The 25,393-nt window shown below is 35.9% G+C and carries 20 protein-coding genes; 9 read left to right on the top strand and 11 right to left on the bottom strand.

Annotation, left to right across the window (positions count from 1 at the left end):
- Positions 1–63: 63 nt before the first annotated feature.
- From I5M32_RS06815 to I5M32_RS06805, 3 genes are all read left to right on the top strand, one after another.
- Complete coding sequence (locus tag I5M32_RS06815) at positions 64–1,551, top strand: glycine--tRNA ligase (RefSeq protein ID WP_200585447.1); 1,488 nt, start codon at positions 64–66, stop codon at positions 1,549–1,551.
- Positions 1,552–1,753: 202 nt separating this feature from the next.
- A complete protein-coding gene (locus I5M32_RS06810) occupies positions 1,754–1,960 on the top strand; it encodes a hypothetical protein (protein ID WP_200585446.1) in 207 nt (68 codons plus the stop codon).
- A gap of 306 nt (positions 1,961–2,266) precedes the next feature.
- Entirely contained in the window at positions 2,267–3,085 is an 819-nt protein-coding gene (locus I5M32_RS06805; protein WP_200585445.1) for a murein L,D-transpeptidase catalytic domain family protein, read from the top strand.
- Between the two features lie 62 nt (positions 3,086–3,147).
- On the opposite strand, the gene I5M32_RS06800 is transcribed toward I5M32_RS06805, so the two are convergent.
- Positions 3,148–3,777 carry a LysE family translocator gene (locus I5M32_RS06800; RefSeq protein WP_200585444.1) on the bottom strand — a complete coding sequence of 210 codons (630 nt, stop codon included), beginning with the start codon at positions 3,775–3,777 and terminating at the stop codon, positions 3,148–3,150.
- A gap of 191 nt (positions 3,778–3,968) precedes the next feature.
- On the opposite strand from I5M32_RS06800, the gene I5M32_RS06795 reads away from it, so the two are divergent.
- Both I5M32_RS06795 and I5M32_RS06790 read left to right on the top strand, forming a co-directional pair.
- Positions 3,969–4,421 carry a deoxycytidylate deaminase gene (locus I5M32_RS06795; RefSeq protein WP_234461886.1) on the top strand — a complete coding sequence of 151 codons (453 nt, stop codon included), beginning with the start codon at positions 3,969–3,971 and terminating at the stop codon, positions 4,419–4,421.
- 16 nt (positions 4,422–4,437) lie between these two features.
- Positions 4,438–5,277, top strand: a complete 840-nt coding sequence (locus tag I5M32_RS06790; protein ID WP_200585443.1) for a hypothetical protein — start codon at positions 4,438–4,440, stop codon at positions 5,275–5,277.
- Here the strand turns inward: I5M32_RS06790 and I5M32_RS06785 are convergent.
- The 3 genes from I5M32_RS06785 to I5M32_RS06775 all read right to left on the bottom strand — a co-directional run bounded on the left by I5M32_RS06785 (position 5,274) and on the right by I5M32_RS06775 (position 6,799).
- Complete coding sequence (locus I5M32_RS06785; protein WP_200585442.1) at positions 5,274–5,474, bottom strand: hypothetical protein; 201 nt, start codon at positions 5,472–5,474, stop codon at positions 5,274–5,276. The genes I5M32_RS06790 and I5M32_RS06785 overlap by 4 nt on opposite strands.
- A gap of 192 nt (positions 5,475–5,666) precedes the next feature.
- On the bottom strand, positions 5,667–6,083 hold the full coding sequence (locus I5M32_RS06780) for an acyl-CoA thioesterase (protein WP_200585441.1): 417 nt from the start codon (positions 6,081–6,083) through the stop codon (positions 5,667–5,669).
- Entirely contained in the window at positions 6,080–6,799 is a 720-nt protein-coding gene (locus I5M32_RS06775) for a methyltransferase domain-containing protein (protein ID WP_200585440.1), read from the bottom strand. Before I5M32_RS06775 ends, I5M32_RS06780 begins: the two co-directional genes overlap by 4 nt.
- A gap of 61 nt (positions 6,800–6,860) precedes the next feature.
- On the opposite strand from I5M32_RS06775, the gene I5M32_RS06770 reads away from it, so the two are divergent.
- Positions 6,861–8,069, top strand: a complete 1,209-nt coding sequence (locus I5M32_RS06770) for a 1-acyl-sn-glycerol-3-phosphate acyltransferase (RefSeq protein WP_200585439.1) — start codon at positions 6,861–6,863, stop codon at positions 8,067–8,069.
- Positions 8,070–8,123: 54 nt separating this feature from the next.
- Here the strand turns inward: I5M32_RS06770 and I5M32_RS06765 are convergent, their stop codons facing one another.
- Together I5M32_RS06765 and I5M32_RS06760 are read right to left on the bottom strand one after the other, a co-directional pair.
- On the bottom strand, positions 8,124–9,182 hold the full coding sequence (locus I5M32_RS06765) for a VOC family protein (protein ID WP_200585438.1): 1,059 nt from the start codon (positions 9,180–9,182) through the stop codon (positions 8,124–8,126).
- A gap of 3 nt (positions 9,183–9,185) precedes the next feature.
- Positions 9,186–9,896, bottom strand: a complete 711-nt coding sequence (locus I5M32_RS06760) for a TIGR04283 family arsenosugar biosynthesis glycosyltransferase (protein ID WP_200585437.1) — start codon at positions 9,894–9,896, stop codon at positions 9,186–9,188.
- A gap of 117 nt (positions 9,897–10,013) precedes the next feature.
- Here I5M32_RS06760 and I5M32_RS06755 point away from each other — a divergent pair, with 117 nt between their 5' ends.
- Both I5M32_RS06755 and rpsO read left to right on the top strand, forming a co-directional pair.
- Positions 10,014–10,817: a DUF547 domain-containing protein gene (locus I5M32_RS06755; protein WP_234461885.1), complete on the top strand. Its 804-nt coding sequence runs from the start codon at positions 10,014–10,016 to the stop codon at positions 10,815–10,817.
- A gap of 79 nt (positions 10,818–10,896) precedes the next feature.
- The gene (gene rpsO, locus I5M32_RS06750; RefSeq protein ID WP_200585436.1) at positions 10,897–11,181 is read left to right on the top strand and encodes a 30S ribosomal protein S15; all 285 of its coding nucleotides are present in this window, start codon (positions 10,897–10,899) and stop codon (positions 11,179–11,181) included.
- Positions 11,182–11,324: 143 nt separating this feature from the next.
- On the opposite strand, the gene gyrB is transcribed toward rpsO, so the two are convergent.
- Positions 11,325–13,283: a DNA topoisomerase (ATP-hydrolyzing) subunit B gene (gene gyrB, locus I5M32_RS06745; RefSeq protein ID WP_200585435.1), complete on the bottom strand. Its 1,959-nt coding sequence runs from the start codon at positions 13,281–13,283 to the stop codon at positions 11,325–11,327.
- 223 nt (positions 13,284–13,506) lie between these two features.
- Here gyrB and I5M32_RS06740 point away from each other — a divergent pair, with 223 nt between their 5' ends.
- The gene (locus tag I5M32_RS06740; RefSeq protein ID WP_200585434.1) at positions 13,507–14,997 is read left to right on the top strand and encodes an FG-GAP repeat domain-containing protein; all 1,491 of its coding nucleotides are present in this window, start codon (positions 13,507–13,509) and stop codon (positions 14,995–14,997) included.
- Between the two features lie 131 nt (positions 14,998–15,128).
- Here the strand turns inward: I5M32_RS06740 and I5M32_RS06735 are convergent, their stop codons facing one another.
- The 4 genes from I5M32_RS06735 to I5M32_RS06720 all read right to left on the bottom strand — a co-directional run bounded on the left by I5M32_RS06735 (position 15,129) and on the right by I5M32_RS06720 (position 25,355).
- Entirely contained in the window at positions 15,129–17,033 is a 1,905-nt protein-coding gene (locus tag I5M32_RS06735; protein ID WP_200585433.1) for an amidophosphoribosyltransferase, read from the bottom strand.
- Between the two features lie 292 nt (positions 17,034–17,325).
- Positions 17,326–18,000 carry a GNAT family N-acetyltransferase gene (locus I5M32_RS06730; protein ID WP_200585432.1) on the bottom strand — a complete coding sequence of 225 codons (675 nt, stop codon included), beginning with the start codon at positions 17,998–18,000 and terminating at the stop codon, positions 17,326–17,328.
- A gap of 34 nt (positions 18,001–18,034) precedes the next feature.
- Positions 18,035–20,326: a translocation and assembly module lipoprotein TamL gene (gene tamL / locus I5M32_RS06725; RefSeq protein WP_200585431.1), complete on the bottom strand. Its 2,292-nt coding sequence runs from the start codon at positions 20,324–20,326 to the stop codon at positions 18,035–18,037.
- 19 nt (positions 20,327–20,345) lie between these two features.
- Positions 20,346–25,355 (bottom strand): translocation/assembly module TamB domain-containing protein, encoded by a 5,010-nt coding sequence (locus tag I5M32_RS06720; protein WP_200585430.1) that lies wholly within the window; start codon positions 25,353–25,355, stop codon positions 20,346–20,348.
- Positions 25,356–25,393 lie beyond the last annotated feature (38 nt).

Here is a 25,393-nt window from a genome sequence, read left to right as displayed (position 1 = left end):
TTTCTTTAAAATAAATCCTCATTTTTTAGCAAACATTCAACTCTATGCTATATTTGCAGCATCATGGCAAATAATAACGAAGAAATTTTCAAAAATGTAATCTCCCACGCTAAAGAATACGGTTTTGTTTTCCAAAGCAGCGAAATATATGACGGTTTAAGTGCCGTTTATGACTATGGGCAACTAGGTTCCGAACTTAAGAACAACATCAAAACTTATTGGTGGAAAGCCATGGTACAGATGAACGAGAATATAGTGGGCATTGATGCAGCGATATTTATGCACCCAAAAACTTGGAAAGCCAGCGGCCATGTGGACGGATTTAACGATCCTATGATCGATAACAAAGATTCTAACAAACGCTACCGGGCAGATCAATTATTAGAAGAAAAGATTTCTGCTTATGAAACGGAAGGAGAGGTACAAAAAGCCGAAAGCCTACAAACAGAAATGGATAATGCGCTTAAAGCGGAAGATTTGCCACGGTTAAAAGAATTGATAGAAGAGCACAAGATACAATGCCCAATTTCTAAAACCTGTAACTGGACAGATGTACGCCAATTTAATTTGATGTTTGCCACCCAGTTTGGTGCCATGGCAGAAGGTGCCGAAGAAGTTTACCTACGCCCAGAGACGGCCCAGGGTATTTTTGTTAACTTTTTAAACGTTCAAAAATCTGGCAGGATGAAAATCCCCTTCGGGATTGCACAAATTGGCAAGGCTTTTAGAAATGAAGTGATTGCCCGCCAGTTTATTATGCGTATGCGTGAGTTTGAACAAATGGAAATGCAATTCTTTGTTCGCCCCGGTACAGAAATGGAATGGTATAACAAATGGAAAGAAACGCGTTTAAAATGGCATTTGGCTTTAGGCACAGAGCCTTCCAACTATAAATTTCATGATCATGCAAAATTGGCGCATTATGCCAATGCCGCCGTAGATATTGAGTATGAATTCCCTTTTGGTTTTAAAGAAGTTGAGGGCATACACTCAAGAACAGATTTTGATCTGAGCCAGCACCAAGAATTTTCTGGCAAAAAAATGCAATATTTTGATGCAGAAGTAAACCCCCAAACCAATAAGCCTTATGGCAATTATGTGCCTTATGTAATAGAAACCTCTATTGGTTTAGATCGTTTCTTTCTAGTAACCTTGATTAACGCTTTTGAAGAGCAAGATTTAAGCACAGATGAAAAGCAAGATTCTCGGTCTGTTTTGAAACTACACCCTGCATTATCGCCGTACAAAGCGGCTGTTTTACCTTTAACCAAAAAAGACGGATTACCAGAAAAAGCCCGTGAAATTATGGATCAACTAAAGCTTGACTTTAACATGGCTTATGACGAGAAAGATTCTATCGGCAAACGCTATCGCCGGCAAGATGCCATTGGTACTCCTTTTTGCATTACCGTAGATTATGAAACATTAGATAACAACACGGTTACCATACGCCATCGCGATAGTATGGAGCAAGAAAGGGTTGCCATTGCAGATTTACAGCAGATAATTGGTAATCTAGTAAGTTGGAAAAATCTATTGACCACAAATTAGAGAAACTTTATAAGCATCGAAATTAAAAGGTAAACGAAGGCAAAAATATGTCCTTTTTTTTACCTTTTTTTATTTATAAATCATAGAAACTATAATTTTAGGGCAGTTATTTTGAGTTTTGAAAAATCTATTTAGATCAAAAATTAAATTGATGTAACCTTCTAAGACAGCTATCGTAGAGTATAAAGTTAAATTTAATTTTATGTACCGATACAGGGCTTTAATCTTTACTTTATTGATAGGATCGTTAATCAATGTGATCGCTTCATTTGGTTGCTCTCTTTTAGTTAGAACTATCCTGCTAGAATTGAGCTTGATAGCTTTTTTTCTGGCTTTGTTCTCTAAAAGGAAGAACAGAGAAGAAGGAACAAAAAATCATCACCATGATGATCTGAAGATCCATTTTTAAGTTTATAATAAAGGCCGATTTTAAACGTATAATAAAAAGGTTTAAATAACAGCTCTTCTTATGACTTTAATACACATCGTTTTAAACAAAATTTTTGATGTTCTAAAATCCATCTACGAAGGAATAAACATCGATCATCATCAACCCTTACCTCTCTTTTTAAGAATAAAGAATTAGTAACCAAATTCATTAAATTTTTTAGGGATGTTTGATTTATGTCATGATAAAGGTTTAGAAGGTTACTAATCCTATTTTATCGTATTTATAAACAAACAACCCATCTTCTACCCTTTTAAAACAAATTTTATGTTCAAAAGAAAAAAAAGATTAAAAGTTTATTCCATTACTAGCGTTTTAAGCATTATCCTATTATTTACCTTTTTAAACATCAGTTGGAAAACCGCTAAGGATCCCATTTTAGGTATATCGAAAGACGAAATCACGCAGTTAGATTCTACTGGCACCATTCTTCATAAAGACATCCTGTTTTCTAATTACGTTACAGATATTTATGAAAAAGCAGGCTTAAAAGAGGCTAATTTAGCCTTGCCGGTATTTGAAAAAGCACTGATCGGTTTTTTAAATTTAAAAAATAGCCATGCCTTAAATGAAGATAAGCAGATTTTAACCGTAATTGATTTTAACCAAGCAAGTACTTCTAAAAGAATGTGGATCGTAGATTTACAGAATAAAGAACTTTTATTGAACACTTATGTAGCGCATGGGCAAGGAAGCGGTTATGATTTGGCTACCGAGTTTTCTAACCAAGCAGAATCGCATAAAAGCAGCCTAGGTTTTTTTATAACCAATGAAACCTATTTTGGGAAACATGGCTTATCTCTAAAATTAGATGGACAAGACAAGGGGATCAATGACTTGGCAAGAGAAAGAGCCATTGTAGTGCATGGGGCAGATTACGTAAGCGAAAACTTTATCAAACAAACAGGTAGATTAGGAAGAAGCTTTGGCTGCCCTGCCGTACCACCAGAACTTAACGAGAAAGTGATCAACCTGATAAAAGATAAAACCTGTTTGTTCATCAACGGAAAAAGCGAAAATTATCAATCGGCTTTGCTGGATCAAAAGAAGATGTTAGCCACAATAACAAATTTCCCAACTTCTTAAATTATCGCTGTAAAGAATATCTATTGAGCTTTTCAAACAAAAGGCAATAGTTATAGATATATCTATATCAGCGTATGCGTAAAAATAAGGTTGTAAATCAGCTTTAGCGCAAAAATAATGATGATAATACCTGCGATCTTATTTAGGTTTTGCAAGCTCCTCTCTTTTATCTTATATCTCATTTTGTGGGCTAGGTAAGCTTTTAGGCTATCCATAGAAAAAAGAGTAATCAATATAGCACCAAAAAAAGGGATTATTTGTTTGCTGGTAAGTTCGCCATATACAGAATATACGCCGCTAGAAACACTGATCCAGTACAAAAGGATAAAAGGATTAAAAATGCACATGAAAAACCCTTTAAAAAAATAACCGGCATGCTTTAGCCTAGATGGCTCATCTTTATAGTTTATCTTTATTTTTTTGAATAAGTAGTAAAAACCAATACCCAATAAAATGGCACTTCCCAAAATGCCAATTGGCATACGGTAGGTACTCTCAAAACTTAATAGCGAGGTACCAAAAAGGGTAATGGTCATGTATATAAAATCACTGATTACCACCCCACTTGCAAGTGCAACCCCAGCGTAAAATCCTTTTTCTATACTTGTTTTAATAAGGGCAAAAAATACGGGGCCTGTTAAGAAAGACAACACAATCCCTAATCCAATTCCCGAAACTATAAGTTCTAGCATGTATAATTTATTGGTATCCCTTCATTGCGAATATGCAATTTTAAGAAGCAAAAACATAGATATTTATTTAAAACGTAGAAATTTGAGGGATGTTTCTATCAATCATCGAAATGATAAATTTTAAATGTTAGAGATTTTAATATTGATTTTTATAGGTTACTTTGCGCAACATCAGAAAATAATGTTATCACATGAATTTGAGTTTTAACCAGATATACATGAATTTGGCCGCTGATTTGGCCAAACGCTCTCATTGCGTAAAAAACCAAGTGGGCGCAGTTTTAACAAAAGATACCCGTATAATTTCTATTGGCTACAACGGCCCACCTGCAAACACCCATAATTGCGACGAGGAATGGCCAGAAAAAGGATGCCCAAGAGATTCTAGAAACAGTTGTTCTCTGGCGTTACACGCCGAGGAAAACGCTATTTTATATGGTATAAAAAACGGCACACAAATACAGGGCGCAACTTTGTACACCACCTTGTCTCCCTGTATCGCTTGTGCAAGGCTGATCCTCTCTTCGGGGATAAAAGAGGTGATGTTTAGACATTCTTATGCAGAATACAAAGGTTTACCAAATGATGAAGGCGTAGAATTTTTAAACAAATTTGGTGTTAGGTGCTTTAAGTTAACAGAATAAAATTAATCCCTTAATTATGAAATATCTATTTTTTATCGTTTCCATTTTTGCCGCAACCTTTTCTTACGCACAAGAATATCATCTTCAAGATAAAAACATCAACGAGCTTTCGGGATTGGTTGTTTCTACTAAAAGCGATGATCTTTTGTGGGTGCATAATGATAGCGGCGACAAAAGTTATGTTTACCTCATCAATAATAAAGGAGAAAAAATAACTACGATAGATTACCATAAAGACGTTAAAGATTGTGAGGACATTGCATTATACCATGCGAAAAATGGTAAACCAGAAATATTTGTAGGAGATATTGGCGATAATAAAGCTAAACGTGAGTACATCAGCTTGTATAAATTTGAAGAGCCAAATACGCATAAGACCAAAGATAAAATCGATATCAAAAATGCAAAAGAAATAAAATTGAAATATCCAGATGGGCCAAAAGATGCAGAATGCTTGATGATTGACCCACTGGATAAAAAAATCTATATCGTTTCTAAAAGAGAGGATAGCGTAAAAGTTTATTCTGCAGCAATAGATACCCCACCTAATAAACCTACCACATTAAAAAAAGAAGCAACTTTGTTTTTTCCGGGAGTTATCCATTTAAAATGGATTACTGCCGGGGATATTTCTAGAGACGGGACCCAGGTTTTAATTAAATCTTATGGTAATATATTTTATTGGAACAGAAAAACTAATGAAAGTTTTATAGATTGTATCAAAAAACCTTATAAAATAATACCTTACAAACCAGAGCCACAAGGCGAAGCGATAGGTTTTACAAAAGATGCCAAACACTTTTACACCATTAGCGAGGGTAAAGAAGCAGTGATATTTTATAAAGATCTGAATTAATTTCTCACATCGTCCTCATCTTCTGGTAAAATAAAATCATCACCAAACTGCTCGTTAACATCATGCGCCCACTCTTCTTTATTGGTGGCTTCATGCACATTTTCTGTTTTTTTATTTACAGTTTTATCATCGACATTAGTTATTTTCACATCGCCTGCATTATTCTTTAAGTCTTTTGGGCCTTTAGGGTTTTCCATAATTGGTTTTTAAATAATTTTATCAAAAAGCTTACCGAAATTAATTTGGGGCTTCCCCAGCTTAGAAAAAAAGCTGGGTCGCGTCGTCCGCTATATTTTTTTACCGCCAATTGGCGGTAAAAAAGATGCCGCTTCCACCGCTAAGCCAAATAGCAGCGTTAAAACCCTTGCCCAGGTTAAATATTTATTTGATCAGATACTGTAAAGTTTAACCATTTCTTCGGTCACTTCTACCCCTCTACCGGTTTTAAGATCAATCATCACAAAATCAAACCAGCCATCTGTATTGGTTTTTTTTGTTTTCTTACTGGTAATCTCAAAAGTAACACGGCAACCTTTCCTGTTGATGCTTTGAATACCGGTTTCAACAATAAAAAAATCGCCTAAGCCCAATGGCCTTTTATAATCTATCATTACAGTTTTTACCACCCAGCCAAAACCCATCTCCAAAAATTTTTCCATGCTCATGCCGTAAAAAAGCTCCATTTGCTCATAACGGGCATTTAGCACATAATCAAAATATTTGCTGTTGTGCACATGGTTAAACATATCGATATCATCGGGCCTAACTTTATGTTCTGTTTTAAATCTGCTGTAAGTTGGGATCATGGTTTCTTATATACAATGGTGATACCGCTTTTCATTTTTTTGGGGATGATGGCTTTAAAGGAACGGTAAAATTTTGATAAAACTGATGGATATTCAAAATATTCATCGTAAATAATTCTGTTTATTTCTAAACCCCCGTATTCTCCAAAGTTGATCAATTCTTTAGCCGTGTATTCTCTAAAATGCCCTGGGTTTTGCAAGTTTTGCCGTGGTATCTCAAAAGGATTATTCCCGAAAAGCATAGCCAAGCGTTTTCTTAAAGCCACGGCATTTGGCGTTTGGATAATCAATAGACCGTTCTTGTTTAACAGGCTGCTCAAACTATCAAATAATTGAAATGGGGAAGTATAAAGATGCTCCATCACTTCGGCACAAACAATCAGATCATAGGTTTTAAAAACATCGGCCTTGGGCCCAAAAAAATTAAGATCTTGTTTGATGAGTTTTGTTTTGTTCAAAATAGAAGAACTGGGTAAATGCCCACCCTCGCTTTCTTCCCCATCAAAGCCTAACAGCGTTAACCTATTGCCAAATTTTTGAAACAACAATTCGCTCAAAAAAGAAGGGCCAATATCTAAGATGGCGTTAAATTCTTGGTGGCCTAAGATGTTTAAAACAGTTTCAAAACGTTTAGCATGAATTTTTAGGTAATCTCTTTTCTCTTGATCAAGTTTAAAATTCTGTTTAAAATATGTTTTGATAGCCTCTTTTTTCATCAATAACCATTAATTTTTAGCAATATAAAATTAAAAGAATGTTAGCTTTAAGCCCTAATATATGACGTATTTTTTCTTTTACCATCTTTTAAAAATTACCTGCAAGCTTTATTTCAAAAAAATAAAGGTTTATGATTATGAAAACGTAAGCCCAAGTAAACCTTTGATTATTTGTGCCAACCACGGAAATTCATTTATGGACGCTATTTTAATGGCCGTGATATTTAAAAGAAAACTTCATTTTTTGGCCAGGGCCGATGCTTTTAATACACCTTTTAAAAAATGGTTTTTAGGTAAAATAAATATGATGCCCGTTTATAGGATCAGGGACGGCAGGGAAGTGCTTAAAAACAACGATGCGATTTTTGATAAGTGCCAAAGTATTTTAGAGAATAACGGTGCGATTTTAATTTTCCCGGAAGGGAATTGCGTGGTAGAGAAACGTTTGAGAACTTTTAAGGCCGGGTTTTTACAAATGGCCTTTGCTTGTAAAAAAACAGATTTGCAGGTTTTACCTGTAACCATCAATTACTCTAAACCTTTAGAATTTTATTCCCAAGTATCTTTAAAGTTTCAAAAGCCAATAGCTATTCAAATTATTAAAGAACAAACCCAAAACGATTATATATCCTTTTCTAAAGTTTTATTATCCAAAACTATTGAAGGCATCAGTAACGATATGTTGATAATACCTGAAGGCGAGGACAGGTTTTATGAACAAGCATTAGAAATTAACCTAACCGATCTAAAAGTTGGTTTTGTTTCTTCACAACTAAAATTAATTGAAAGATTAAACGAGATCAAAGAGCAAGACATTGAGCGATTTAATGAATTGAAAATTAAGACCGCTTTCTATTTTGCCCAAATAAACGCCCTTAAAATTAGCGATGAAATGATGGTTATGTACAATAAAACAAATAAATTCTTTGTTTTTTTATCAATACCGTTTTATTATTTGGGGGAAGCGATACATTATTTGCCAACAACCTTGATCTCTGGTTTGATAGATAAGAAAATTAAACAATTGCAATTTAAAGGCGCTGTAAGGATGATCTTTGGAATGTTTGTTTACATTATTTATGTTCCAATTATTTTGTTTATTACCTATTGCTTTTTTGGTTTAAAGTGGATGGCGCTAATGATCATAATCTTTTATATTACAAGATCTGATTATAAAAAATTATCATTTCAAGGTTTTTTGGTTAGTAAAAAAATGCCCGAACTTATCAAACTTAGAACAGAAATTAAGGTATTGATAAATCTGTTGTAATTATTGCGCTAACTTCTTTGCTTTAAGCATTTGGCTTTATGCTTTCAGCCCAAATCAGTCTTTAACCTTGGTTAAGCCCAATAATTTTACCATCCAATCTGGCAAATTTTTGTCCCTATTTCTTCTTTTCATGTTTAGATATATACCCCATTTCTTTAAGATCGGTACTTTATGGGTTTCCACAAATTCTATCAGAGTGCCATCTGGGTCTTCGATATAAGAAAAATGACCTGCCGCTTTACCCATATCAAAACTGTTTTGGCTATCAACGGTAAAATCAAATCCGGCAAGGGCACATTCTTCCTTCAACAAATTCATCCCGATAACATCAAAACAAACGTGTATATAGCCTGTATCTCCCCAAAACCTATTTTGGTATATTTTAGTCCCGGCTTTATCTTTTCTCTCTATCAGCTCAATTTCTGTATGCCCAAATAGTTTACTAAACCCTCCTGTATTTTCTTTAGAGTGCCTCAATAAAACTCTTCTAAAATCAGTATCGCCTTTATTTAACGATCCTAAATCTTCAAAACTTTCTGTTTTATCATAAACTATCACATCATAGTCTAAAATATCTTTATACAATTTTAAAGAAACATCAATATCAGAAACACCAATGGTTATCCCACAAGTTCCCCCTGTTAAATCGTCATTTACAGAAAACCAGTTATCGCTTTCTACGATCTCAAATAAATTCTGGTAAGGATCCATCAAATAAAAATGGAGTTTCCCTTCTGGCGATTTAACAATCCCTGTTTTTAGATCAAGCCCTTCAGATTGATAGAAATGATACGTTTTAGAAATATCCTTAGTTTTTATTTTAACGATGTTGATGCCATAATCCCCGATTTTTATCGGGTTGTAATTATCAACCGGCTTACGGTCTTTAAACTGCCAAAGTTCAAAACCTCCTCCTCCCTGCATATTCATGGCCAATATGGCATAACGCTGATGAACTTTGTTCCCGGTATATTGGTACATTAAAGCTGCCTCGGCGGTATCCTCAAAAACGGGGACATTCATCCCAAAATATTTACGATACCACCTCCAAGATTCTTTGATGTTGCCATAACCTATGCCCACCTGCTGAATGCCACAAATTTTCTTTTTCATAAATCAATATTTCAGCTCGCTATTTTTATGGTTTAACGTTTTTCTATAAAATTTGATGATTTTATCGTGATCTACCTTTGCATAAAACATCATAAAAGCAACAAAATTTGCGTAATTGACTTTAAGATAGCTGTTATAGTCATATTTTCTGGCAGAAACGATTACGTCTTTTGGGATAATCTTAAATGGATGCTTTTTTCTGGCCCTCCTAATAATATCGTAATCTTCCATTACTTTATGGTTTTCACAATAACCGTTTAGTTCATCAAATAATTTTCTGGTAATAAATAATGATTGATCGCCGCCCCTGCACATTAGCCTATCAAAACGGGTAAAATATGCGTTAACCTTTAATATCCTTTTATCAGAATTAAACTTAAAACGATAGCAACCAATCGGGAAACCCTCTGCTAAACAATACTTTATATCTTCATAAAAAGATTTGGGTGGCAAGGTATCGGCATGTACAAAATAAAGGACATCGCCTTTTGCTACTTTTGCAGCGGCGTTCATTTGTTTTGCCCTCCCTTTTTCTTGGGAATTTAAAAGAATCACGTTTTGATGTTGCTCTATAAGCTTTTGGGTCCCATCTGTGCTGCCTCCATCGCTCACAATTATTTCTATATTTCTGTGGCTTATTTCTTGTAAATGGAGTAACAGTTCTTGAATATTTTCACTTTCATTAAAGGTTGGTATGATAACGGTTAAAAACATAAATCTTGTAAAGTAGATTAATTTAAAGAAAAAAAATTATCGATAAATCAATCAATTAAAAATCTAAACTAACATAAATTACGTCTTTTAAATAAAATAAGATTTAAAATAAAAATCATGAACATAACAAAAATGAAAACTTTAACGCTGATTACCTTCATCTCTATATTTGCTGCAAGCTGTGGGATTAAGAAACCACAAAAGCCTAAAAATGCAGATGTGAAATCTACTATGTATAACGATTTATCAGAGAAAATGGTAGAGGATCTAAAGGCCGGTAGATCTGTTAAAGATATCCAGGATAAGTTTGCCAACGTAAGTGAGGAGGATTTACGAAAAGGTTTACCTGATGATGCCAATAGAAAATCGTTTTGGATCAATGTTTACAATGGGTATATCATTGCCATTTTAAAGAAAGATAAAAGCCAGTATAAAGATAGGAACGCTTTTTTTGCTAAAAAACAAGTAAAGATTGCTGGCCATACTTTAAGCTTTGACGATATAGAAAATGGGATGATACGTAAATCACAGTATAAATTTGGCTTAGGATATATACGTAAAATTTTACCTTCTGCCTTTGAACGTCATTTAAGGGTAGATGATAGGGATTTCCGTATCCATTTTACCATTAATTGTGGTGCAAAAAGTTGCCCGCCTGTGAGGGTTTATAAACCAGACGGCTTATACGATCAATTAGAAAATGCCGCCAAAGCTTATTTAACAGATCATACAAAATACTATAAAGAGAAAAACCAGGTGGAAAGCAGCGTGTTAATGAGTTATTTTAGGGGAGACTTTGGCGGAAAATCTGGTCAGAAAACTATCTTAAAAGATTTTAAATTAATACCAGAGAATAGTGACCCTAAAATTACCTACGGCCCTTATGATTGGACATTGGATATAGATAACTTTGCCAAATAAATACTTTTGATTAATAAATAATAATTGTACTTTTGCAGCCTTATTAATTATTTATTTAACACTTTAATATTATTCAAGAATGTATTTAAGTACAGAAAAGAAGAAAGAAATCTTCGCAAAACACGGAGGTGCTGAAACAAACACCGGTTCTGCCGAAGGCCAGGTTGCATTATTCACTTATAGGATTGCACACCTAACAGAACATTTAAAACAAAACAGAAAAGATTTTGGCACTCAATTGTCTTTACAAAAACTGGTGGGTAAAAGAAGAGCCTTGTTGGCTTACCTTTACAAAAAGGACATTGAAAGATACAGAGCGATTATCAAAGATTTAGGATTAAGGGATATCATCAAATCTATCTAATCTAAATAGATTTTATTTAAAAGCCATTTTCTGATAAGGGAAATGGCTTTTTTTGTTGATGATAAATGTTATACCATTGAAAACAAAAAAAGCCAACCTTAATTAAAAGATTGACTTTTGATTTATGCGATCGAAATGTTTACCTAAACATCAATCTTGGCATATTTTGCATTTTTCTCTATAAACTCTCTACGAGGGGCAACTTCATCGCCCATCAACATAGAAAAAATATGATCAGATTCTGCAGCATTATCTATGGTAACTTGTTTTAATGTCCGGGTTTCTGGGTTTAGGGTTGTTTCCCATAATTGTTCTGCATTCATCTCCCCCAAACCTTTATAACGTTGTACATGTACGCTATCTTCTTTCCCTGCACCTTTTAAACGTTGTATGGCGGTATCACGTTGAGCATCGTTCCAGCAATATTCAAAATCTTTACCTTTTTTAACTTGATACAAAGGAGGTGCGGCGATATAAACGTTACCAAACTCGATCAAATCTTTCATATACCTAAAAAAGAAAGTTAAGATTAAAGTTGTAATGTGGGAACCATCAATATCCGCATCCGTCATGATGATGATTTTATGATACCTTAATTTATCAAGATTTAAAGCTTTATCATCTTCCTGCGTACCGATACTTACGCCCAATGCGGTAAATATATTTTTTATCTCATCGTTTTCGTAGATTTTATGTTCCATGGCTTTTTCTACGTTCAAGATTTTACCTTTTAAAGGCAATATAGCTTGAAAATCGCGATTACGGCCTTGTTTTGCAGTGCCACCTGCCGAGTCTCCCTCCACAAGGTAAAGCTCGCAAGCGTAAGGATCTTTGTTGGCACAATCGGCCAATTTCCCCGGTAAGCCAGAACCGCCCATCACGTTTTTACGCTGTACCATTTCCCTGGCCTTACGGGCGGCCGCCCTTGCTGTTGCAGCAAGTATCACCTTGCCAACTATCAGCTTTGCTTCTTTTGGGTTTTCTTCTAAAAAGTTACCTAAGGCTTCTCCAACCGCAATATCAACGGCTCCGGTAACTTCGTTGTTTCCTAACTTAGTTTTGGTTTGCCCTTCAAATTGTGGTTCTTGTACCTTTACGGATATAACCGCAGTTAAACCTTCTCTAAAATCGTCTCCCGTGATCTCTATCTTAAGATTTTTTAATAAGCCAGATTTATCTGCATAAGATTTTAAGGTACGGGTTAAACCACGCCTAAATCCGGCAATATGTGTACCGCCTTCAATGGTGTTGATGTTATTTACATAAGAATGTACATTCTCGCTATAAGAATTGTTGTAGGTAAAAGCTAGCTCAACCGGTATTCCATTTTTTTCGCCCTCAATGTAGATTGCTTCTGGGATTAAAGGAGTGCGTGTATCATCTAAATATCTTACAAACTCTTTCAACCCACCTTCGCTATAAAAAAACTCTGAAAGATAAGAGCCATCATCGTTGGTCTCACGCTCATCCGTTAAGGTTAATTTGATACCTTTGTTCAAATAAGCCAACTCTCTTAACCTGCCTGCCAAGGTATCAAACTTGTATTCTGTAGTTTGTGTAAAAATAGAATCATCTGGGGTAAATGTTACAATTGTACCGCTATCAGTGGCGGTGCCGATTTCCTTTACGGGATATAATGGCTTGCCACAAGAGTATTCTTGTTTAAATATTTTCCCTTCACGATGGACTTCGGCAACCAAAAGCGTAGATAGTGCATTTACGCAACTTACCCCAACTCCGTGTAAACCGCCAGAAACCTTATAAGTATCTTTATCAAACTTACCGCCGGCGTGTAAAACCGTCATCACTACCTCTAGTGCAGATCGTTTTTCTTTGGTGTGCATGGCCGTTGGGATACCACGCCCGTTATCTTTTACGGTAATTGAATTATTTTTATGTATGGTTACGAATATATCCGTACAATAACCTGCTAAGGCCTCATCAATAGAGTTATCAACAACTTCATAAACCAAGTGATGTAAACCTTTAAAACCTGTATCGCCAATGTACATGGCAGGGCGTTTACGTACTGCCTCTAAACCTTCTAAAACCTGTATATTATCGGCAGAATAATTTGATTTGTCTTCTTTTTCTTCGCTCATTTTCTATTTAAGTCTTACCCGTAAAAATACGCTTTTGCCCGCATATATAGAAACTTGTGGAGAAAATAATAAGCAGGGGCAAAAGGCAATTAACGGTTGCCCAGCTAACCGATAATCAATCTTTGTGTCGGAAATTATCGAGGTAACCAAATCAACAGGATCATCGTACAAACACCCAACAATAAAATTTATATCATCCATTAAGCACAAAAAATTACCCAAAATGAAAAAGCAATTTTACTTTTTATATTTTATGATGGCCGTTTTGGTCACGGCCTGTAATACAGAACAATTACCAGGGGTTTCTCCATACTCATCTGAAAAGCAATTAATAGAATTGAGCTTTTTAAAGGTTAATAACCCAAGTTTAGATAAAGATTACAGCGCAACTATTGAGGGGCAAAATGTAAACATCGCAATGCCAAAGGGAATTAACCTTAGCAGTATGATCCCCTCTTTCAAAATCTCTGATAAAGCCACGTTGAAGATCGGGGATGTAGAATTAATAAGCGATAAGACACCGATAGATTTAACCAAAAGCATAGCTTTTACTGTTTTGGCGCAAAATTACAAGCTTACCCAAAAATATTTCCCTAGCGTAATCTCAATCGGGATTACCCCTAATGAAAACATAAACGCCACAACGTCTTATCAAAACTATGTAAATAATAATTTATACGTTGATCTATCTTATGCCATACCAACTACTATTTTTAAAACTGGTTATACCAAAGAATCTTACGTAGCTAGGGCCTACGCCGATTTTGATAAGGATGGCGACATGGATATTATTGCCGCTGCCGCAAACCCTTACGGAAATTCTGGTGTTGATGTGGAATATTTTAAGAATAACACCTTTCAGTTTGATAAAGACCAGAGCGTTTTTACTGGCGGTGCGCCAAAAATGTTAAACGCTAAAAAAATAATAGTTGCCGATTTGAATAAAGATGGTTGGCTAGATGTTGTTATTGCCGGCACAGGTTTTGACAAAAGCCCTTTCTCTGGCGAGACGATCAAAATTTTGATGAACAGAAACGGGAAGTTTGAAACCAAGGATCTGGGATTAAAACCGGAATATTACGGTTCTGTAACCGCTGGGGATATTGATAACGATGGAGATATAGACCTATTTGTAACCACCAACCAATCAACCAGTAAGTTTATGCTAAATGATGGTAACGGCAACTTCACTTACGCTAGTGATATTTACCCAAATTCATTTTACAACCAAAGGTATTTTGTATCTGAACTATATGATATTAACGGAGATGGGTATTTAGATTTAGTAAATGCAGGCAACGAGCAATTGGGCGCAAAAAGCATGGTTTTATTGGGTAATGCCAGTGGTAATTATATTACCGATAGAATGGCAAACTTACCCAAGGTAGAGGGTTTTGGAGTTGTTTTGGATATAGATTTTATAGACTATAACAAAGATGGCAAAATAGATTTATTGCTAACCCGTACCGGTGATGGTGGAGGATCACAACCTTATTATAAAGGTTATTATTTACAGTTATTGCAAAATAACGGAAATAGCTTTGAGGATGTTAGCAAAACTGCCTTATCAGGAAATAGCGATGCTTCAGCAAATTACATTAACTGGGTTAGGGTACAAGATGTAGATAATGATGGCGATCTAGACATTACCACAGATGATAAATCTTACGGTTTGGAATGGATCAACAATAACGGATTGTTTAATAAAAAGTAGTTAAGAGCCAAGTATCAAGATGCAAAAGCAAAGAACTTGTTTGGTGATAATATTGGGTTAATACTAAAATTATCACCAAACAAATGTTAATTACCTAATGCTTAGAAAAAACTAACTATTTATCCAATTGATTATAAATAAGCTCTTGCGTTCTTACCTTCCATCCAGTTCATAAAAGCTCGGTTAACCACTTTGTTTCCTCCGGGTGTTGGGTAATCCCCAGAAAAATACCAATCGCCCAAATGATTTGGACAAGCTTCATGTAAACCCTCTAAAGTTTGATAGATTACTTCTACTTTTGCGGAAATCTCTTTTGGGGTAATGATCTGAGCAATCTTATCTGAGATTTCTTCTGGTGTAAACGGAGCGTAAATCTCTTTAACATGATTGATTACTTCCTCTTTTGGGGCATTGGCCTGGTCTTTACATTTGTTATAAACGGCAGTGATTAAATCGTCCATTTTACGTTCCCGCAATAAAGAGATCGCTGCCTCAAAGGCCACAAACTCTCCCATCCTACTCATATCGATCCCGTAACAATCTGGGTAACGTATTTGTGGTGCCGAAGAAACAATAACTATTTTTACTGGACCAAGGCGATCAAAAATCCTCAATATGCTTTGCTTTAAGGTTGTGCCACGTACAATAGAATCATCCATGGCCACCAAGGTATCCACATCTCTTTTTATCAGGCCGTAGGTGGTATCGTAAACATGGGCAACCATATCGCTACGTTCTGCATCTTGCGTAATAAAAGTACGCATCTTCACATCTTTTATGGCCAGTTTTTCTACCCGTGGGGTTATTCTCAAGATGCGGTCTAGTTCCTCATCTGTTAGGTTATCCCTACTGTGCACCAAAGCATCTCTTTGTGTGTTTTTGGTGTAAGCGTGTAAACCCTCTACCAGTCCATAAAAAGAAACTTCGGCGGTGTTTGGGATATAAGAAAATACGGTATGTTCTAAATCATGGTTAACATGATCTAATATTTTAGGGCAAAGCAGCCTTCCTAATTTTTTGCGCTCTTTATAGATATCGGCATCGCTACCTCTAGAAAAATAAATCCTCTCAAAAGAACAAGCTTTCTTTTCTACTGGTTCCCTAAACACCTCATCAGAGATGGTACCATCTTTCTTTATGATCAAAGCATGACCGGGTTCTATTTCCTTAACCTGCCCAATTTTTATATTGAAAGCGGTTTGCAAGGCAGGCCTTTCAGATGCTGCTACAAAAATTTCATCATCATGGTAATAATATGCGGGCCTAATACCTGCCGGGTCTCTCAAAACAAAGGCATCACCATGGCCAAAAATACCTGCTATGGTATAACCGCCATCCCAAGTTTTTGCAGATTTTTGTAAAATCCGGTTCACGTTTAAATGATTGCCAATTAATTGGGAAATCTCATTATTATCATAACCTTCTCTTTTAAATTTATTGAACAAGAACTGGTTTTCATCATCTAAAAAGTGGCCTATTTTCTCTAAAACGGTAACCGTATCTGCTCTTTCTTTTGGGTGTTGGCCAAGGTCATATAACTGCTGTAAAAGCTCATCAACGTTGGTCATGTTAAAATTACCAGCGATCATCAGGTTACGGGTCATCCAATTATTTTGGCGCAAAAACGGATGGCAGGCTTCTATACTGTTGTTACCATGCGTACCGTATCTTAAATGCCCCAATAAAACCTCGCCTGTAAAACTTACGTTTTCTTTTAGCCAATCGGCATTTTTCAGAAGTTCTGGATGCTCACTTTCTATAGCGGCAAACTTGCGCATCACATAAGAAAAAATATCCTGGACGGCATTTTTCTCCATAGACCGATGGCGGCTGATATATCGGTTACCGGGTTTTACATCTAATTTAATGGTAGCGATACCAGCACCGTCTTGCCCACGGTTATGCTGTTTTTCCATCAACAGGTACAGCTTGTTTAGGCCATAAAGAGATGTGCCGTATTTTTTTTGGTAAAATGATAGTGGTTTTAACAATCTGATGAATGCGATACCGCATTCGTGTTTGATTTGATCGCTCATTATAGTTTTTTAATGAAGCTCACAAAATTAATAATTAATGTGTTTTTGAGAAATTTAATCGGTCATTAGGGTAACATTTCTTTTGGTAGCTTACCAACATTAAGTAAACTTAAAGAATATAGAAATGCCCAATCAAGGGCTTTGCCATTTGTGTTGGAGGGGTTTGCTTTATCCAATTTGTAAGCTATCAAGAATAAAAATTGTTTCTTGCTTTAAAACAGAAAAAATTATATTGATCATCCATAAAAAAGTTTTGGATACAAACGGTTTAATTCTAAGGGTTGATCACTCCTTAGATTTTCTCTATCACATAAGCATTCATTTTGGTTCTTTCTTTAAACCCCAGCTTCTCATAAAGTTTAATAGCCCCATAATTATCTTTTTTTACATGTAAAAACGGAATGTTACCTGAAGCTAAAATCCTTTTGATCTGCTCTCTGATGATTGCATGAGCATAGCCTTTCCCCAAATGATCTGGATGGCAACAAACGGCGGAAACTTCTACATAATTGAATGGATGAAAACGATGACCTGCCATGGCTACCAATTTATCATCTTTAAAAATACCTGTGTAATTACCTAAGGCGATGGTATTGATTAAAAACGGGCCAGGTTGGGTAAGGTTTACCAGTTCTATCATCTTTGGTACATCATCTTGTTTCAAATCTACGATCGGTAAATCATCGCCTTTAGGCAAAAATGAATGATCATAAACAAACTGACGCATTTCTAGCTTTCTGGTAAGCTTAAATTGTTGGGGAATATTTAACTCTGCCGGATGAAATAACACAAAGAATTCTGGTAATTGTTGGTAAAGCTTGGCAAAACTACGTTCATCATAAGTTTGCATCCCGGCAAAAGCAGCTATATCTCTTTGGTAAAACATTGGGCCTTCAATTGCACCAGAAAATTGGGTATGATTAGAAATTAAAGCGTTATAAATAGGGTTGTCGAGAAGGTGAGCCAATTTTAAATTTAAAAAAAGAAAGTAAATAAGTTAATTAAAAAGGATATCCGATTGCCAAATTAAACACTAAATTTTGTTTTCTCCATGCTTTATCGCCAAATCTAATATCATTGATTACCCATCTATCCCCTTTAGGCAAATAAGGTTGCCTTAACGGAAACGCTAGATCTAATCTTAATATTAAGAAAGATAGATCTAACCTTAAACCGGCCCCTGCATCAACAGCTAATTCACTTAAAAACTGATTGCTAAATTTTGCGCCGGGTTTGCCCGCATCTGCATTTAATAACCAGATATTACCTGCATCTGTAAATATTGCACCTTTAAATATCGATGTGAAATCATAACGATATTCTGCGTTTAGCTCTAATTTTATATCTCCGGATTGATCGGGCAAAAAAGAACTCGCATCTACGTTTTCTTTGAAAGTGCCGGGGCCAATGGACCTTGCCCTAAAACCCCTTAAACTATTTGTACCGCCTATAAAAAATTGCTTGATAAAGGGCAATTGCCCAGAATTACCATAAGGCAAACCTATACCAGCAATGATCCTAGTTGCAATGGTAGATTTATATCCAATCTTAAGATAATCCCTAAAATCGCTTTCTACTTTAGCATATTGGCTAAACGGTACTTGAAATATCCTTGAAGTATCTCCATTTAAAACATCTCCCTTATTAATTAAACCTGCTAGGGTACCTGCCAAATCTACTTGGCCTTTATAGTAAACGGTGTTTTTTCTTTGTGCCTCGGCAGTTGTGGTATAAGTATAGCTATAAGAAGGGCCAAAGATCAATTGCTTATCAATTACCCTTTGCAAACTTGGCACCGTATCTGCCTGTGCCTGGTATTCTGCTGAAATGTTAGAAGAGTTGGTGTAAGTAATTTCAGTTAGTTTTAACTGGTGCTCTTTTCTGGTGTTTTCTTTCCATAAATAACCAAAAGAACCTCTAAAAGTATTTAAAGAATATAATTTAGCCCTGTTCTGATACTCGAAACCTAAAGTTGCCACCGTTTTTGGCGTATAAGCCCCTACCGAATTAAAATGAACAAATGGAGTGATGAACTTTGGCCAGGTTAAGCTTGCATCACCACCAAAACGCAAAACATTATAACCGCTGTTTTGCCCAGAAACTTGGGTCTCTATTCCACCAAAAGCGGTAACGGTAAGTTGCTCTGCACCCCTAAAAGCATTTCTATTTGTCCAATTCAGGTTAATTTCTGAACCTGTATAATTGGCAGAATTTGTTTTTCCCAAAAGCTCTAACCTGATGGATTTTTTGGGCAAAGGCGTTAAATAATAATAAGCGTCTAAAGCGCTTTTTAAAGAATCTGATGGTTTAAACTCGTTTTTCACAAATTTAAAAGCACCCACATTTACCAATCTGTTTAAAGAAAGGTTATGGTTGGTCCTATTATAAATATCGCCTTTGTTAAACTGTAAAGCCCTATCAAAAATTTGGGGTTTAAATTTTTTCTTTGGGTCCTCTATGATCAAATCTTTATAAACCGTGGCAGAATCCAAGTTTTTTTGTGCGCTATCTTTTCTTAAACTATAATCTGGGTAAACATAAATATTGCCTATGGTATATACGTTTGCCGCTTGCTGCGGAGTTTGGTTTTTAACTTTAAGGATAATATCAACCTGATGTTTACCAACCGTACTATCTACCTGCGCCAATAAATAATCTGGGCCAAAGTAGAAAAAACCTTGTTCTTTCAATTTTGCATCTATCCTTGTTCTTTCTGCCTTGATCTTATCCAAATCATAAGGTTCGCCGGGTTTAAAATAACTGCTTTCCTTCAAAGCGGTAATCGCTTTTCCTAATTTGCTAGAATCTGTTGGGTATTTTACGTTCCTTATTTTATATTGGAAATTTGGTGTAACGGTATAAATAGCCGTTGCCCTTTTGTTTTTGGAGGTAGAATCTGCAATTGCTTTTCCTTTAAAATAACCTCTGTTATCCAACCTGTTCTCAATCAGTTTTACGTTATAATCTAAATCTACCTTAGAAAAATAAACCGGGGCTTGCCCAAGCTTGGTATTTAGGTAATGTTTCAATCCTTTTTTCTTGTCTGTTTTGGTGATGTTATAGATGTATAATTTTGGGCGTAAACCTAAAATGGAAGAGTTTGGGCGAGGTCTTAAGATACTCTCAAGTTCTGCATCCAAAATAGATTTCTCTCTTTTGGTAACGCTGTCTCCTTCTATCTTTATTTTTGCGCCCACATAAAGCAACTCGCCTTTGGGCAAATATTTGGTATTGCTACATGAGGCAATAAATACAGCTAAAGTTATGGTGTATATAATTTGCTTAAATTTCATGTTATTTGCCCTCTGTGTTTTATTGTTCTTTATCTTTTTTCTGTTGTTTCGATTTCTCGAACAGTTGTTTAAACTTGTTATAATCCATAGTGATGATAAAGCCCAAGCCTGTTTCTATCACTTGCCCTTGTAACGCCACTTGGTATTGGTTTTTACGATAAGCCCTCAGCAAATACCTACCGTCTTTAGATAACGAGTAATCTACCGAAACATCGCCAGCAATATTATTTGATTTTTGGTTGCTTTGTTGCGGCCCTTCTAATCCAAAACTACTGCCAATGGTTACTTTTAACCGATCATTTAACAAACTTTTAGAAAGCCCAACGTTTAAATCGGTTCTGTTTTGGCGGTTCCCTGTTGAGTAATCATTAGTAGATTGCAAATCAAAATTCAGGTTTACGCCGCCGATCAAATCGCCGGCAAGATCATTCAATTGTTGCGAGATAATTTTACTTACGCTTTGCCTTACCAAAGTTTGCGCCCCGCCAGAACCTGCTTCGCTTGCAAACGGATTCTCGCCAATAAACCTGTTCAATAATAAAAGTGCAAAAACCTGTTTGTTCAATTCTGAAGGTTGTTCCCTTAGTTGCGCCAATTTGGTTCTTGAGGTTGATAGAACATCTGTTGGGACATTATAATTACCATCTGGCAGGGTAACATCAAAAGAAATCTCGGGCTTTAATAATTCGCCTTTCATCATCAATAACACATTGAAAGGCAGTTTTTGCTTATAGGTATTTCTTTGTGCTTGATTTTCTGAACCTAACTGATCGCTAACTAGATCTATGGGTGCGGTTTCAGCTACGTAAATTGCGGTAACATCTAAATTTGCGGATAGTGGATCGCCCGTCCAAAGAACGGTGCTTCCTTTCTGGATCTGGAACTGACGTTTGATAAAATTGAAAGACATTTCATAAAAACCCTCTTGCAATTCATATTTACCCGTTAAGCTTATTTTACCAGATGGATCAATGCCGGCACTTAAATTAGCCTGCCCCCTTAATTTCACAAAATCTCCGTTCCCTTTATCTATTACCACGGTTAGCTCTGCCTCAGGATCAACTTCTATGTTCATGGATAGATTGATCCCGGTAACCTTGGTTTTATTTAAAGAATCTGGTAAAACAAAGGCTTTGTTAAACGCTGGATCATCTTGATCAATAAATTCTACTATCCCTTCCCTATCTGCAATGCCCGGATCAGACTGTGGCAGCACCAAGGTAAGTTTAGTGTCTTTATTGATTTTCAAATTCCCATCAATCAAAGGGTTGTTCAAATCTCCTTTGATGCGCAATTTGGTATCAAAAAACAGTTTACCATAATAAAGGTCGTTATCCTTTTCGGTAGAATTTACGGCCATAAAGTTTTTTGCCTTAACCTCTAGGTTAAACCTAAAATCTGTGAATGTTTTGGTATAAATGGCTCCGTTAAGCGATAGTTTATTATCGGCAGAATCTGCCAAAGAAAATTGATTAAACAAAATCCCATCCCCATTAAAAACGATCTTATCTGTGCCAACTTTAAAATAAGAATTTAGCGGGGTTACCCTAAAAGCGGCATTATTAAAAGCCACATCCCCTAAAACTTGCGGTGCGGTTGTAGTTCCTTTTATGGTAAAAGCACCGTTTAAAAAACCTTTGGCATCCGTGATGTTGCCCAAGGTAAAGCCTTGTATGCTTTTAAGGTTTAGCCTTTGCATATCCAAATTCATATCAAAACTACTGCTGCTGGTGTTGTATAAACCGGTTAAATTTACTTGGTTTCCGTTACCGGTAATGGCAACATCGGCGTTGAATACGTCTGGAGTATTGTTGTTCACTTTTACGGCAACATTACCAACGGTATCCGTCATAAAATTGAAATCCTTGATGTTCAAATCGGCATTGAAAGTTGGTGTAGCAGCTAAATTTTTAGCTACAATATTCCCGTTGATAACCCCACCCGCCAATAAAGAATCTTTTGAAATGATGTTGGTGATGGTTTCTATCTTGAAATTGCTTAGATCTATGGCCAAAGGCGAGTTTGCCGATGTTTGTTGCGATTGTATTTTTATAGACTGACCCGCATTGCTAAGCACAAAGTTATTGGCATTGATCCCGTTTGCACCAAATTTTATCACATTATCATTACTTACTTTCCAAGGTTGATAGTTCAATTTTAAACCATCTAAATTTAACCTAAACTCGCTATCGCTATTTGGTAATGCCTTTAAATTTCCGGCAATTAAATATTGCTCTTTATCGGCTTTGTCCAATACCTGTAAACGATAATCTAATAGGTTGTTTTTAAGCTGGCCAGTTAAACTTGTTTTATTCAATTGTAACGAAGCGCTTTTAATCTGATCAAACAACAAACTATATTTTAAAGCAGAACTATCAGTTTTAATATTTAATCTTCCGTTGGTAACGGTGTTCCCGGCGTAAATAATTTTAGGCATGGTACCGTTTACCGTCAAGGTATCGCCTCTGCTGTTGTACCTTCCTTTTATTGCAATAGGTTGTATCCTGGTTAATGATGGCACCAAAGAATAAAGAATAGGATCGTCTGATACGTTTAATGTAAAAGCAAATTGTTGCGCTTTTAAAGTATCGGGTTTGGTAGTGGAAGTCCCGGTATCGTAATATTTAGATATCGTATTGCTTAAAGCAGTTCCTACCTCGGTCAACTGATATTTGCCTTCTAAACTTGCAGATAAAATCTGTGAAGTAAGCTTTAAACTGTTTTTGTTGGCCGTAGCCGATGATATTACCTTCACAGAATCTAATTGATAACGTTGTTTATCGTCTGCGATCAGTAATTTTGTCAAATAAATACTTCCGTTCAAATAATTGGGGTCGGCAGTTTTTATATCAGCATCAACAACACCCCTCACTTTAAGCGGGGTGCTATATAAGTTTAATGCCTTTAGATCTACGCTATCCAAGTTCAATTTCATCTTTACAGCCGGATATTTCCCTGTAAAACTGCCGTTTGCAGCTAAATCAAAATAAAGATTGGGGTCCTTCATATCGGCGGCAGCCTTAAACAAACCGTTTGCGATATTCCCTTTTAATGCTAAATTTTTATAGGTGTATTTATTGTATTCGGCTTTTATCAGTGTACCGTTTAAAGTAGCGTTGGCAGTTTTTGGGTCAAGCCCGATGCCTTTTATATTGGCTCTTAAACTGATTTTACCGATAGAATCATTCTTTATCAATTTACCAACATCAAAATTATTAATATCGGCAACAGCCTGGTATTTTTCGCTGTTCTTAACCCGCTGATCAAAACTTGCTTTAATTTTGGCAGATCCATAACTACTTGCCAAAGCCAAATTGGTATTAAAATTATCGATACCTCCCTTAAAAAATCCCTTCGCACCAAATGAAGATGGCAATTGGATATTAGTGGGGATAGTTCCTTTTGGCACAAAGGCATTGATATCTTTTGCGGTAGATCTAAAGTCTTTGATCTGTAAGTCAAAATAAGCTTTATTAACATCGGGCAAACCCTTAATGTTGCCACTTGCCGCAATCCTCGTGTTCCCGATGCCAGAAATCTCTAGTTTAGGGATATGTAAATCTTTAACCTTCCCAATTACTTTGCTATTGATACGCATTACCGCGTTGGGCATGGTATTAAAAGGGGCAGTTGTAGATAATGTTGGCACCAACAATAAAATATCTTTAAAGCCCAATTTACTTCCGTTGATGTTGGCATCTATGTACAGGTCTCCAGGGGTTTTAGACAATGCCGCAACAGAAGGATATTTAACAATTATTTCATCCTTCAATAAAGTTTGGGGTGTTTTTAAGTATAGATTTTTAAGGAAAGCATTTTTAGGCCCGTAATAAAAATTGGTTTTTAACTCCTGAACATTTAAACCACTTTTATCTTGCATCGTAAATTTATTGATACCGCCAGAAATGGTATCTAAACTGTAATAAAAATTATCAGCACTTAAATTGATGTTCTTTAGATCTAAGTGCATAAAATCCATTCCTTTCTTTTGGCGTGGGGCATTCATATCGTCAAAAGCGAAAGCGATATTACTGAAATCGGCGTTGTTTAGGTTTACTTTCCAATTAGCGTTTGTTGCTTGGGCAGAAGTACCGGCCGAGATTGCATTTTTTACTGCTGCTTTTTCTTCTTTGCCCAAAATCAAATTACCTTTAGTATCGGTAAATTCAACAGATTTAATATCTATTAACTGTTTTTTAAGATTGATCTGGTTAAAATTGACCAGTAATTTTCCAAGGTTTAAATTGGTGATCAACTTAGAACCTGCATTGTTGTAAGCCAAAACAATTTTTTGCAGATCAACTGTGCCAATATCCAATTTCAAATCTGGCGAAGAAGCCGCAGAATCTGCCACGGCAACGGTTATTTTTGCAGTTTGCGCCACTAACCCTTGTTTTAACTTAACATTTAAACCGCTTAAAGTGATTTTAGGGATTTTAAAATCCATGCTATCAAGATCAAATTTTTTGATGTTGGTATCAAAATGGTTCAAATAAACGTCCACATTATTTTTGGTGATGGCATCATTAAAACGAACCCTAATTTTATCGAGATTTATTTTATTGATAGAAAACTTCATGGCTGCCGAAGTATCGGTTGGTGCGGCAGGTTTGGTTTGGCCGCTCACAAAAGCCTTTATCATGTAATCAAAATTGAAAACAGAATCTTGGTTTCTTTTAATATTGGTTACAATGCCTTCTAGGTCTAGAGAGTTGATCTCGATTTGATTGTCCAGTATTTTGAACAATGAAATATCTACCGCCAATTTATCCCCGGCCAACAAGGTATCTTTGGTTTGGCTTTCAAAGTAAAAGCCGCGAAGCACTAACTTTTTAGGCAAGCCAATTTCTATCTTATCAATTTTTACGGGAGTTTTAAATTTACCTTCTAAAAAGGTTACCACCTTGTTTTTGATGATGTTTTGAAAAGCAGGGACTTGTATCAACACCACTATCAACAGAAAAAGCCCAATGATGGAGCCTACGATCCAGGCAAATATTTTAAGACTTAGTTTTAGGTATTTGTTCAATGATGTGCAATTTAGATCAAATAAATCAAAGGTTGCGC

The sequence above is a fragment of the Pedobacter segetis genome, assembly GCF_016623585.1.
Taxonomy (GTDB): Bacteria; Bacteroidota; Bacteroidia; order Sphingobacteriales; family Sphingobacteriaceae; genus Pseudopedobacter; species Pseudopedobacter segetis.
Note: the sequence above shows the minus strand (reverse complement) of the source record. Positions and strands in the feature narration are given on the sequence as shown.